The sequence below is a fragment of the Luteibacter sp. SG786 genome (assembly GCF_011759605.1).
In the GTDB taxonomy this organism is placed as follows: domain Bacteria; phylum Pseudomonadota; class Gammaproteobacteria; order Xanthomonadales; family Rhodanobacteraceae; genus Luteibacter.
Window position 1 is genome coordinate 1 of the sequence record NZ_JAAOYX010000003.1, and the last position, 12,898, is coordinate 12,898.

Consider the following 12,898-nt stretch of genomic DNA (forward strand, 5'->3'; position numbering starts at 1 on the left):
CTCAGAAGTGAAACGCGCATGCGCCGATGGTAGTGTGGCTCAAGCCATGCAAGAGTAGGTCACCGCCAGGGGCTTTATCCTAAAAACCCGGTCTCATTGAGGCCGGGTTTTTTCTTTGCTGTGGTGCCCAACGGGCACGCACTGCAACAGGTCACCGCCAGGGGCTTTATCCTAAAAACCCGGTCTCATTGAGGCCGGGTTTTTTCTTATCCGGTTTCCGCCTGCCGGCACACCCGCTTCCGGCCGATCGGCTACAGTAGGCCCATGTATCTTCAGACTTTCGGACTTCGCGAACCGCCCTTCGGCGACGCACCGGATCCGCGTTTCGCGTGTCTGTTTCCGCGGGAACGGGAGATCCTGGCGCAGGTCGAATACGAAGTCGGCGCCACATCCTCGAGCGTCACGCTGGTCACGGGTGAACGGGGCATCGGCAAGACGCTGCTCTGCATGCTCATCGAGGCCGATGCAGCGACTCACGGGGTGCGCGCGGTGCGGCAGGGTGCCGGCGACTACGCGCTGGAGACTGTGGCGTGGCTGCGAGCGCTCTATGCCGGCTTTGGCTTACCGCTCCCCCTGAGCGCCGACGCTAACACCGAGGATCACCTGGTGGACGGGCTTGCCGCGGGCCTCGGGCGGCTGACCCATCACGTGAGCCATCGCTTCCTCTGGATCCTGGACGACGCGGAAGCCTTGTCCGACGCCGACCTCGCCATCGTCAACCGGCTCTTCGTCGCGTGCGAGAAGGCGGGTGCGCCGTTCCATATCGTGCTGGCCGGCGAGCCCTCGCTGAGCGAGCGTTTCGCCGAGGCCGGCGCACCGGCGCTGGTGGCGCGTATCCGCAGCCGGTTGCCCCTGAACCCCCTCAATGCCGAGGAGAGCGAGCGCTACGTTCGCCACCGCTTGCATGTAGCGGGTACGACGCAGATGCCGTTCAGCAGGCTTGGCCTGCGCAGTCTGCGCGACGACGGCAAGGGCAACCCCCGGCGCCTCAATACACTGGCTCACCGCGCGCTGGAGCGCGCAGCGGAGCGGGGCGAGAAGTCCATCGGTGAGCGCGCGCTCGGTTTCGTGGTTCGCGAGGCGCTGCCGCAACATGCACGCTACTGGCTGCGGCGGTTTCGCCGGCCGATTCTCGCTATCGGCGCCATGATCGCCATCCTCTTCGTCGGCGGCGCCATCACCTGGTTCCTCACCGGCCATAGTCCCTCACGACCCAAAAACCTTGTCACCGTCAGCCCCGAACAGGCGCTGGCCAAGTTTCACGATGCCCTGCCCGAGCCCGAGGTCGGCAAGGTGCGCGTATGGGGCGAACTGCTGGCTCGTTGGCAGGTGACGTCGAAGGAAACCTCGGTCGCGAATGCGATCAACTGCGACGCCACCATTTTCGCGGGCTTTGCCTGTGTCAGCGGCCGGGGTTCCCTCGACCAGCTCCGCCGCTTCGACAGGCCGTTGGTGCTCGAACTCGACGACGCGAATGCGAAGCAGCAGGTGCTCCTGGTCGGCGCCGGGGACGAGAACGTGCGCCTGTACCTCGGCGGCAAATACGTGGAACTTACCCGCGATGCCTTCCAGCACGTGTGGAATGGCCGGTTCTACGCCGTTTTCCGCGTGGATCCCGCCATGCCCGCCAAGCTTTCGCGCGGGGACAGGGGCGAAGGTCTCGCATGGATCCTTGCCCGTCTGCCGGCACCGGTCGGCGGCGCGGCGGCACAGCCGGCCACCTTCGACGGCTCGGTCGAGACGCGCGTGCGCGCCCTGCAGCAACGCTTCGGCATCGCCGCCGACGGCGTAGTGGGGCCGGAGACCATGTTCGCGCTGTCGTCACTGGAAGCCGATGGCCCGCATCTCGCGCGCGGCGTTCCCTGAGCATGTTCGTCCAAGTCGATACCCGCCGGCGTTCCCGGCTGTGCTGGGCGACGATGCTCGTGGTGATCGTGTGCGTGGTGTGCTTCGTCGCCCTTGCGCTCACCAGCCCCACTGAGCGCAAGTCGATCATGCTGCACTGGGGCACCGTGCCCGCACACCTGTTCGGAACCGGCCTGCCGTTATGGCAACAGGTGAGCGACCCGGCGCTGCTGCGCCTGTTCACCGCCACCTTCATCCATGCGGGGTGGCTGCACCTGCTGAGTAACCTGCTCTTCCTTGTGATCTTCAGCCTGCCGGCGGAAAGGAGCCTGGGCTCGCCCCGGTTCCTGCTGCTCTTCCTGCTGGGTGGCGTGGTGGCCAACCTCATCGGCGCCATTTCCCTCACCGGAGTGAAGGTGGCGATCATCGGCTGCAGCGGCGCCGTGTCGGCGGTGGTGGGCGCCTACGTCACGCTCTTCCCTCGCGCGAAGCTGGGCCTGGTATTGCCGCTCGGCCTTTATCTCGAATTCGTGCGGGTGCCGGCATTCGTGCTCATCGGCATCTGGGCGCTCGTGCAGTTGCTCTTCAGTTATGCGGGCGCGAGTTACGGTGCCGTTGTGTGGTGGACCCACATCGGCGGTTTCCTCTTCGGTATCGTGTTCGCGCTGTTCTCGCGGGGAGCAATTGCGCGCCGTTTACGCGGCTGACAACTCGCGCCGCGCCATCAGGTGTTCGCGCACGAAGCCCCGCAGCAGTCGAGTCGCATGTGGCGTCGGCACGACCTCCGCCAACAGCGCGTCCGGAGAATGGCCCTCCCGGCCTAGCGCATCGCGCTTGCGTTGGATGTAGGCGCGCATCACCCCGGCAGAGAATTCCGGATGGAACTGCGTGCTCACGGCGTGCCTGCCATAGCGCACGAGGTGGTGCGGATCGCGCGCGGACCGCGCCAGCACCACCGTGCCGGGAGGCAGCTCCAGCACACTCTGCTCGTGCGTTGCATGCGCATGGAACGTTGCAGGCAATGTCGAGCCCAGGGCGTCGCTGGTCGCCTCGGGATGCGTGTCGATGCGCAGCGTGCCCATCTCGCGCCCCCCGGGCAGGTAATCCACCCGGCCGCCGAGCGCGTGCGACATCAACTGGTGGCCGTAGCAGACACCGAGCATCGGCAGGTCGATGTCCATGGCGTTCCGGATCCATCCGGCGGTGCGCTCGCTCCACGGCAGCTTCTCGGTCACCATCGACGCGGAGCCGGTAATGACCGCGCCGGCGCAATCGTCCGGGTCCGGAAGGCTGTCGCCCTGTTCCACGTCGACCACGTGGAGTCGTGTCTCGCGCAGGCGCAGGCCCAGGCGGAACCAACGGGGAAAGTCGCCGTGGCGCTGGCTGATGGTGTCCGGCGCGCGGCCGGTGCGGATGATGAGAACGGGCTTCATGGTGCGGTGCTTTCGTCGATATCGGTCGGAGGAAGCACGTTGAGCACTTCGCTGACAGTGGTGAGGCCGGCAGCGACCTGCATCGCCGCCGAAATGCGCAGGGGTTTCATGCCTTCGCGCAGGGCTTCGCTGCCGAATCGGCCGAGGTCGAGCTCGGCAGAGATCAGCGAACGGAGGCGGCCCGACATCGGCATCATTTCGTAGACGCCGGTGCGGCCGAGGAACCCGGTTTTCCGGCATTCGAGGCAGCCGACGGCCGTGAACACCTGTTCGGGCAGCGGAACGTTCCATCCGTGGGTGAGCACGCGCCACTCGTCGGGATCCTGCTCCGAAGGTGTCTTGCAGTGCGGGCAGAGCGTCCGCACCAGGCGTTGCGCGACCACGCCCGCCAGCGTGGACTGGATGAGGTAATGGGGTACACCGAGGTCGAGCAGACGGGTGACGGCGCTGGGCGAATCGTTCGTGTGCAGCGTGGACAGCACGAGGTGTCCCGTCAGCGACGCCTGCACCGCCATCTGCGCGGTTTCCAGGTCGCGGATCTCGCCGATCATGATGATGTCCGGGTCCTGGCGCAGCAGCGTGCGTACCCCCGCGGCGAAATCCAGGTCGATGGACGGCTGCACCTGCATCTGGTTGAGGTCGGGCGACACCATTTCGATCGGGTCTTCGACGGTGCAGACGTTGAGTTCCGGCCGCGCCAGGTGCTTCAGCGTGGAATACAGCGTGGTGGTCTTTCCCGAGCCGGTAGGGCCGGTTACCAGCACGATGCCGTGCGGACGCTCCACCATGCCGCGCCAGATGCGGTCTTCCTCGGCGGAGAACCCGAGCTGCGCGAAATCCTTCATGACGAGGTCGGGATCGAAGATGCGCATGACCACCTTCTCGCCGAAGGCTGTCGGCATGGTGGAAATGCGAAGCTCCACCTCGCGCCCGCCGGCCGAGCGTGTCTTGATGCGGCCGTCCTGCGGTCGGCGCTTCTCGGCGACGTCCATGCGCGAGAGAATCTTCACGCGCGCCGTCACCGCGGTCATCACCGGGGGCGGCAGTTCGAACACCTTCTGCATCACGCCGTCGATGCGGAAACGCATCTGCCCGGCGTCGCGACGGGGTTCGAGGTGGATATCGGACGCGCGTTGCTCGAACGCATACTGCAGGAGCCAGTCGACGATGTGCACGACGTGCCGGTCGTCCGCGCCCACTTCGCCTGCCTTTCCGAGCTCGACGAGCTGTTCGAAGTTGATGATCTTCGACGGCTCGCTGCCCTTCGCGTCCTGGGCCAACTGGATGGAACGCTGCACGCCATAGAACTCGAGCAGGTAGCGGTTGATGTCGACCGGATTCGACACCACGCGGCGCACGTCGCGACGGAGCATGTGGGCAAGGTCGTTCGCCCAGCCCGTATCGAAAGGCTCCGCCGTGGCGAACGTGACCTCCATCGGCGATGCCGCGACGGGCAGGATGCGGTGGCGCTGGGCATAGGCGCTGCTGACCGCCTGCGTGGCCTGGGCCACGTTGACCTTCATCGGGTCGATCTTGAGGTAGGGCAGGCCGGCCTTGCCGGCCAGCCACTCCATCAGGGTTTCCAGGCTCAGCGGGCGGCCGGGGTCGCGGCGGTTCTCGATCTTGGCGTTGGCCACCAGCACCATGGGGTGCAGTTCGATGGCCGATTTGCCGCTCCGCGACCCCATGCGTACGCGCTTCGCGTCTTCGCCGGAGAGATAGCCGTCCACCACGAGCGAGGCGAGCACCTCGTCGAGTTCCAGCCGTCCGCGGCGCCCGAGGAGCGCGCCGGGTTGCGGATTCACTGCCATCTGCTGCGACCCTGTGTTGATGCCACGCCGCTATACTAGCCCGCTTTCTCAAGGACCCGGGAACCATGTCCGCGCCCACCTTCCAAGACGTGATCCAGACCCTGAACCGCTATTGGGCGGAGCAGGGGTGCGTGCTGGTCCAGCCGCTCGATACCGAAGTCGGCGCGGGTACGTTTCACCCGGCCACTTTCCTCCGCTCCCTCGGTCCGGAACCCTGGGCGGCCGCCTACGTGCAGCCCTGCCGGAGGCCTACGGATGGTCGCTACGGCGACAACCCCAACCGCCTGCAGCACTACTACCAGTACCAGGTGGTGCTGAAACCGAATCCGGACGACATCCTCGAACGGTACATCGGCTCGCTCAAGGCGCTGGGCATCGACCCTCTGGTGCACGACCTGCGCTTCGTCGAGGACAACTGGGAGTCGCCCACGCTGGGTGCGTGGGGGCTGGGCTGGGAGGTCTGGCTGAACGGCATGGAGGTCACCCAGTTCACCTACTTCCAGCAGGCCGGCGGCCTGGAATGCCGGCCCGTCACAGGCGAGATCACCTACGGCCTCGAGCGCCTGGTGATGTACCTGCAGAACGTGGACAGCATCTACGACATCGTCTGGACGCACGCGCCGCACGGCGTGGTGACCTACGGCGACGTGTTCCACCAGAACGAGGTGGAGCAGAGCACCTATAACTTCGAGCACGCCAATGTGGCCGAGCTGTTCCACTGGTTCGATGTCTGCGAAGGCGAGGCCGGGAAACTGATCGCCGCGGGCCTGCCGCTGCCGGCCTACGAGCAGGTGTGCAAGGCCAGCCATGCGTTCAACCTGCTCGACGCGCGCCGCGCCATCAGTGTCACGGAGCGCCAGCGCTACATCCTGCGTGTGCGCACGCTGGCCCGCAGTGTCGCGGAGGCCTATGTGGCGCAGCGCGAGAAACTCGGTTTTCCCGGCCTGAAGAAAGACAAGGAGGCCGTCCATGGCTGACAAGCGATTGCCATTGCTCATCGAACTGGGCACCGAGGAGCTGCCGCCCAAGGCGCTCGACGATCTTGCCGGCGCATTCGCACGCGGTATCGTCGAAGGCCTCGAGAAACGCGGCATCACTGCGGACTATGCTTCGGCGAAAACTTACGCTTCCCCGCGGCGGCTGGCCGTGCATATTCGGGATGTGGCAGTGGCCCAGCCCGAGCAGACGGTCGAGCGCCGCGGTCCTGCGGTATCCGCCGGCCTCGGCGCGGACGGTCAACCCGCCAAGGCGCTGATCGGGTTCGCGCAATCCTGCGGCGTCGACGTGACGGCGCTCGAAAAGCTCGAGACCGACAAGGGCGCGTGGTTCGTGTTCCGGGCGGTGAAGCCTGGCCAGCCCACCGCGGCGTTGCTGCCGGAGATCGTCGCCGAGGCGCTGAAGGCACTGCCGATTCCGAAGGCGATGCGCTGGGGCGACCGCGACGACACGTTCGTGCGTCCCGTGCACAGCCTGCTGATGCTGCACGGCGCGGATATCGTCGACGGTGAAGTGCTCGGCCTGAAGAGCGGCCGCCTCACCATCGGCCATCGCTTCCACCATCCGAAGCCCGTGCATGTCGCCGACGCCGACAGCTGGCTCGACGCCCTGCGCCATGCGCATGTGATCGCCGATCCGGCGGCGCGCCGGCAGCGGATCCGCGAGGAAGTGGCCCGCGTGGCCACGGGCGGCACGCCACGGCTATCCGACGGCCTGCTCGACGAGATCGCCAACCTCACCGAGTGGCCCGTCGCGATCGCCTGCACGTTCGAGCGCGAATTCCTCGATGTGCCACCGGAAGCACTGGTGACCACGATGGAGACGAACCAGAAGTTCGTGCCCGTGTTCGACGCCGAAGGCCGGCTTACCGAGCACTTCATCGGCGTCGCCAATATCGAAAGTCGCGACCCGGCGGAGATCCGCAAGGGTTATGAGCGCGTCATCCGTCCGCGTTTCGCCGATGCGAAGTTCTTCTGGGACGAGGACCTGAAGACGCCTCTGGCCGACTACCAGGAAGGCCTCAAGGCGGTTACCTATCAGCAATCGCTGGGTAGCCTGTGGGACAAGACGGTGCGCGTGGCCGAACTGGCACGGGTGATCGCCAATCGCGTGGGTGTGGATGCGGCCCAGGCGACACACGCGGCCGCCCTCGCCAAGTGCGACCTGCTCACCCGCATGGTCGGCGAATTTCCCGAATTGCAGGGCGTGATGGGTCGCTATTACGCCACGCGGCAGGGCATCCCCGCCGATGTGGCCGATGCGCTCGACAGCTTCTACCAGCCGCGTTTCGGCGGCGACGCCATCGCCGGCGGCGCCGTGGGAAGGGTTCTGGCGGTGGCCGAGCGCCTCGATACCCTTGCCGGCATCTTCGCCGTGGGCCTGAAGCCCAGCGGCAACAAAGATCCATTCGCGCTGCGCCGCGCCGCTCTCGGCCTTGCCCGTACGCTCATCGAAGGCGGCCTGGACATCGACCTGCGCGCCGCGCTTTCCGAAGCGTTCGAGCTCGTGCCGGAAGCCGCCCTGGTCGCCGGCGTGAAGCCCGGAAAGGACGGCAAGGCGCCGCAGGTCGACATCGGCGCACGCCGCAGCGGGCTGGGCGACGAGGTGCATGCGTTCGTCCTCGAGCGCCTCCGCGGTTATTACGCCGACCAGGGATATTCGGCCGATCAGTTCGAGTCCGTGCTTGCCGTGGCGCCCGCCACGCTTCCGGACTTCGACCGCCGCCTGCGCGCCGTGGCCGAGTTCGCGCGGCGCGCCGAAGCGGCGAGTCTGGCTGCCGCGAACAAGCGCGTGGCGAACATCCTGCGCAAGCAGGCCGAGGAAGCGGGCGCCGCGCCCGTCGAAGGCCGCGTCGATCCCGCCCATTTCGAATTGGATGCGGAGCGCGACCTGCATGCCGCGCTCGACGCGGCGCGCGCGGACACGGACGCGTTGCTGGGACGAGGGGACTATACGGGCGCTCTGGCGCGCCTGTCGGCGCTGCAGGCGCCGGTGGACCGCTTCTTCGACGACGTGCTGGTCAACGCCGAGAATCCCGCGGTGCGCGCCAACCGCCTCGCGCTGCTGGCGCAGCTGAAGGCCAGCTTCGGCGCCATCGCGGACATCTCCCGCCTCTGAAACCCCCGGGCCTTCGCGGTGCGAAGGCCCGGCCAGGAATCAGGCCGCCACGCCTTGGTCGTCCTGTATCCGCGATACGAGGGTGCGGCGGAAGGCCACCATGCGGTCCGCGTAGTCGGCCTCGCCAGAGCGGGCGAGGATCGAATACATCTCCGCGACAAGGTCGGCATGGCGCACCGGCGAGAACCGGCTGCCCGTCATTTCGATATCGGACTGCAGCAGCTTCATCGCCGCCGCGAGCCGGTTCGGGTCCAGTGCCGTGCTCCGGTCGGCCGCCGCTTCGCGGCCAGCCGTGGTGTCGCTGGTTCGACCGTTCCTCGATACCGGGTCTTCGCTGGAGCCGTCGAGCATCATCGGTCCCTCACCGGCGGCCAGCCAGACCAGGGAAAGGCCCAGCGTCTTGGCCATGGTGACGCAGCGGCCGCGGGAAGGATCAGTATTGCCGTCGCGCCAGCTGCGCACCACGCCTTCGGAGAATCCGCAGCGGCGAGCGATCTCGCTGACGCTTCCCGACATCTTGATGACAGCGCGAACGCGACTGGCGAACGAAGAAGGTGCGACCGCGGCATCCGTTTGGATGGTGTCCAGCCCGCCTCGCGAGGCCTCGGCCAGGACGGTTCCCCGTGAGTTTTCGTTCATGCGAATGCAACCTCGTTTTTCAGATGACCGCCCCCCGGCGATGAGCGCTCAACGCGCGAGCCCGGAGTTCGGTGTACAGGAGCTTGCCTTCGGAAGCCTTTCATCGGCCCATCGATCGTGGCAAATGAACGAACTCGTTAGGAAAACGCGTGGGAGAGCGCACATTCCTACTAGGAACGTTTCCTAGGCAAAAGTCCCATATAGGCCGGAAGTCACGTTTCGGCGACGACGTAAGTGCTCGTAAGTACAGAAAATTCACAGCTTTGAGGCGCGATATTGTCGAGCAAGTTATTGCTGAGACAGGTAAAAAACCTGTGAGTTTTTCATATTGCGGGAACATGACGCCTTGCGTATATCTGTAGGCAATCACCTACACGGTGAGGTTCCGGGGGCGGGATGGTTTCGTGGATCCCGTTGTTTGTAGTAACAGATTCCAAGACCAGGCTACGAGCCGCCCCCCGCGTTGCGGGGCGGGCTCGGCTTGCCGCCATTCCGCATTTTTCTGCGGCAGCGGCTTTTCACGGGGAGAGCAATTCATGAGTTCACGTCATTACCGCGCCAATTCGCTGGGCCGCCGGAGCGCACTGGCCCTTGCGATCAGCCTGGGCACCGTTTCCGGTGCCGTGTTCGCGCAGGCGACCACCGGTTCGATCTTCGGCCAGGTGCCCGCCGGCGCAGGCCAGACAGTCACCGCCACCAGCGATACGGGCGTCACCCGTACCGCCACCGTCAGCCCCGATGGCCGGTACACCATCGGCCAATTGCCCCTGGGCAACTACAAGGTCACGCTGAACCGTGACGGCGCCGCCGTCGATTCGCGGTCCAACGTCACCCTTCGTGTGGGTGCGGGTACGGAGGTAGGATTTGGCGGTGCAGCTGCGTCCGGTGAAGCCGCCAGCCTGGAAGGCGTGACCGTCTCTGCGAACGCCTTGCCTTCGATCGACGTGAGCTCGGTCGACTCGCGTACAGTCATTACGTCGCAGCAGCTTGCGAAGTTGCCGCTCGCCCGTACCGCCGAAGCGATTGCGCTGCTTGCCCCGGGCGCCGTTGCCGGCAGCTCGTTCTTTACTGGCCCGACCGGTAACCCGCTCGTTTCCATCGCCGGTAGCGCCGTTACCGAGAATGCGTACTACATCAACGGTTTCAACACGACCGACCCGCTGAGCGGTTTCGGCGGCATCAGCTTGCCTTACGGCGCCATTGATCAGCAGGAAATTCTCGCTGGTGGCTACGGCGCGGCCTACGGTCGTTCGTCGGGTGGCGTACTCAGCCAGGTGGGTAAGCGTGGTTCGAACGAGTGGCATTTTGGCGCTCAGGTTCTGTGGGAGCCGAAAGGAACGAAAGCCTCGCCGATGAACTACTACCGCAAGGTCGGTTCGGAGGCCGGTGAAATATTCGATCGCAACGACACGGACAAGACGTGGCGTACGACGTACTCGGCCTACGCTGGCGGTCCGCTCATCAAGGACACGTTGTACGTGTTCCTGGCCGCCGAACAGGAGCGCCGCGAGGGCTCGCAGATCACGAACGTCAATGCGCCGTTCGTCTACAAGCAGAGCTATCGCAATCCGAAGTACTACGGAAAGATCGACTGGAACATCAACGACAGCAATATCCTCGAACTGACGGGCGCCTCGAACAAGCAGGACTACGACGCCTCGATCTTCGACTATGACTACGCCACGCGCACACGCGGTGCATTCGTGAGCAAGGACACTGCCGGCGCACCGCAGAACAAGTCCGGCGCTGACGTCTACTCCGCCAAGTTCACCAGCTACATCACCGACGACCTGACCCTTACCGCGCTCTACGGCAAGATGAAGGGCACGTATTACACCGCGACGGCGGCTGGAACGGATCTGCCGTCGATCCTCCAGCCGACGAGGCAGGATCCCGCGCTCAATGGCGGTTCGCCGATCAGCAATGCCAACCCGTCCGCCCAGATCGCCGATCCCCGTCACAAGTCCACCAATACCAACCTTCGCATCGACCTGAGCTACCACATCGGCGATCACACGGTCACCGCCGGTATCGACAACCAGAAGGTATCCGATCAGAACGACGGCATTACGACGTCGGGTCCGGGATACGCCTGGGAATACGGCGTGGGCAAGCCGGGTACGCCGATCATCGGCAAATCGCCGACCGACGCCGCTTATGTAGCGCCGCCGGGAGGCAACGGCTACTACGTCGCTCGCTATGTCTACAGCACCGCCGCCTCGGTGCGCACGACGCAGCGCGCGCAGTACATCGAAGACTCGTGGCAGGTGAACGACCGCTGGTTGCTGAAGCTTGGTCTGCGCAATGACCAGTTCACCAACTACAACCAGAACGGTGAACCGTACCTCCGCCTCAAGAAGCCGCAGTGGGCGCCGCGCCTCGGTGCCACGTGGGACGTGAACGGCGATTCCAGCCTGAAGATCTACGCCAACGCGGGCCGCTACTTCCTCGCGCTGCCGGCATCCGTCGCGCTGCGTTCCGCCGGTGCTTCGCTGTACACGCGTGAGTACTTCAACTACACCGGCATCGACGGCAACGGTATTCCTCAGGGCCTGACGCCGATCTTCAGCAGCACGGGCGGCCCGATCTCGGCCAACCGCGAATACGGCATTCCGCGCGATCCGAAGACCGCCGCCGGCACGAACATCAAGTCCGAGTACCAGGATGAATTCATCCTTGGTTTCGACGCGATGCTGACCGACAAGTGGACTTACGGTGCCAAGGCCACCGTGCGCAAGCTGCGTAACGCGATCGACGATGTGGGCGATTCCGATGCGATCCTGCGCAAGATGGACCGCCTGGGCATCGATCCGGACACCATCGGCGACATCCAGGGCAGCTACCTGTTCAATCCGGGTCGTGCGAATACCTTCCTCATTCCCAACGTCAATGGCGGCTACTACAAGGTCGACATGAACAATGAGGACTTCGGGTTCCCGCACAGCAAGCGCAACTACTACGGCCTGAACCTGTATCTCGACCACGCCTGGGACGGCAAGTACCAGGTCCGCTTCGACTACCTGTACTCGAAGAGCTACGGCAACTCGGAAGGCCAGGTGCGTTCGGACATTCGTCAGGACACCGTGTCCGCCACGGTCGACTGGGATTACGCCGAGGTCATGCAGTATGCGAATGGCGAGTTGGCCAACAGCCGCAAGCACCAGTTCAAGATCTATGGCTCGTACCAGATCGCCCCGGAATGGATGGTCTCGGCCAACACCTTGATCTCGTCGGGCGCTCCGAAGAGCTGCCTCGGCTACTTCGGTCCGGACGAGACCAATCCGAACCTCGGTTATGGCTCGTACTACCACTGGTGCGCAGGGCAGCCGTCGCCTCCTGGCAAGGCGGGCCACAACCCGTGGACCTACATCGTCACGGGCGCGATCGAGTATCGCCCGGTCTGGGCCGACAGCAAGCTGGCTTTCAACGTGACGGTGTTCAACCTGCTGAATCAGCGCAAGGCCACTCAGACCTATCCCATCCGCGAATTCGCGGACGATCCGAACCCGCGTTATGGCGTGCCGCTCTATCAGACGACGCCCCGCTACGCTCGTTTCGGTATCACCTACGACTTCTGATAGGTCGGTCAGCAAGAACATCTACAACAAGAGAAGGTCGCCGGAGCAAGGGATGGCTCCGGTGGCAAAGGCAATATGCCTCCCCAGATCGCCCCCTGCCTCCCGGCCGGGGGCGCTTTTTTTACGGAACTGTTTCAGTTGTAAGCGAAATTCCCCAGAATTCCTGCGGTTGCAAGAGGCAATCGCCGCCTAAAACGTAAGAAAAAGCGCCGTTCCCATGTAAATAATTTGTTGACATGGGCCTCGGCGTACGCCTAGATTCGGCATCGACGACTCTGGACGACCCCTTCCCCACGGACTTGGCGGGAAGATTCGACCAGCGAGTCAGGGCTTATCGGAAGCAAGTCAACGGGGCGACGCACCTCTCTGGGAGAGAGATAGGGCGAAGGCAATCCCCGCACATGCGTTCGAACAGGCCACTTTTTTCCGGCTTCGGCCGGCTTTGCTCGTTTTCAGGCCCGGTTCGGGCTGATCTGGG

At 64.8% G+C, this 12,898-nt stretch carries 8 protein-coding genes; 5 read left to right on the plus strand and 3 right to left on the minus strand.

Annotation, left to right across the window (positions count from 1 at the left end; translation table 11 throughout):
- The first annotated feature begins 264 nt into the window (after nucleotides 1-264).
- Together FHS47_RS15955 and FHS47_RS15960 are read left to right on the plus strand one after the other, a co-directional pair.
- Entirely contained in the window at nucleotides 265-1,866 is a 1,602-nt protein-coding gene (locus tag FHS47_RS15955; RefSeq protein ID WP_167030308.1) for an ExeA family protein, read from the plus strand.
- Between the two features lie 2 nt (nucleotides 1,867-1,868).
- Nucleotides 1,869-2,552 (plus strand): rhomboid family intramembrane serine protease, encoded by a 684-nt coding sequence (locus tag FHS47_RS15960; protein ID WP_167030311.1) that lies wholly within the window; start codon nucleotides 1,869-1,871, stop codon nucleotides 2,550-2,552.
- On the opposite strand, the gene FHS47_RS15965 is transcribed toward FHS47_RS15960, so the two are convergent.
- Nucleotides 2,541-3,278 (minus strand): glutamine amidotransferase, encoded by a 738-nt coding sequence (locus FHS47_RS15965; protein WP_167030314.1) that lies wholly within the window; start codon nucleotides 3,276-3,278, stop codon nucleotides 2,541-2,543. The two genes, FHS47_RS15960 and FHS47_RS15965, sit on opposite strands and share 12 nt — an antisense overlap.
- Nucleotides 3,275-5,089 (minus strand): GspE/PulE family protein, encoded by a 1,815-nt coding sequence (locus tag FHS47_RS15970; protein WP_167030317.1) that lies wholly within the window; start codon nucleotides 5,087-5,089, stop codon nucleotides 3,275-3,277. Before FHS47_RS15970 ends, FHS47_RS15965 begins: the two co-directional genes overlap by 4 nt.
- A 65-nt stretch (nucleotides 5,090-5,154) precedes the next feature.
- Between FHS47_RS15970 and glyQ the strand changes: the two genes are divergently transcribed.
- Together glyQ and glyS are read left to right on the plus strand one after the other, a co-directional pair.
- The gene (glyQ, locus tag FHS47_RS15975) at nucleotides 5,155-6,066 is read left to right on the plus strand and encodes a glycine--tRNA ligase subunit alpha (RefSeq protein WP_167030320.1); all 912 of its coding nucleotides are present in this window, start codon (nucleotides 5,155-5,157) and stop codon (nucleotides 6,064-6,066) included.
- Nucleotides 6,059-8,203: a glycine--tRNA ligase subunit beta gene (gene glyS / locus FHS47_RS15980; RefSeq protein ID WP_167030323.1), complete on the plus strand. Its 2,145-nt coding sequence runs from the start codon at nucleotides 6,059-6,061 to the stop codon at nucleotides 8,201-8,203. Before glyQ ends, glyS begins: the two co-directional genes overlap by 8 nt.
- Before the next feature lie 39 nt (nucleotides 8,204-8,242).
- Here the strand turns inward: glyS and FHS47_RS15985 are convergent, their stop codons facing one another.
- Nucleotides 8,243-8,842: a helix-turn-helix transcriptional regulator gene (locus tag FHS47_RS15985; protein ID WP_167030324.1), complete on the minus strand. Its 600-nt coding sequence runs from the start codon at nucleotides 8,840-8,842 to the stop codon at nucleotides 8,243-8,245.
- A gap of 536 nt (nucleotides 8,843-9,378) precedes the next feature.
- Between FHS47_RS15985 and FHS47_RS15990 the strand changes: the two genes are divergently transcribed.
- The gene (locus FHS47_RS15990; RefSeq protein WP_167030328.1) at nucleotides 9,379-12,420 is read left to right on the plus strand and encodes a TonB-dependent receptor; all 3,042 of its coding nucleotides are present in this window, start codon (nucleotides 9,379-9,381) and stop codon (nucleotides 12,418-12,420) included.
- The last annotated feature ends 478 nt before the right edge of the window (nucleotides 12,421-12,898 follow it).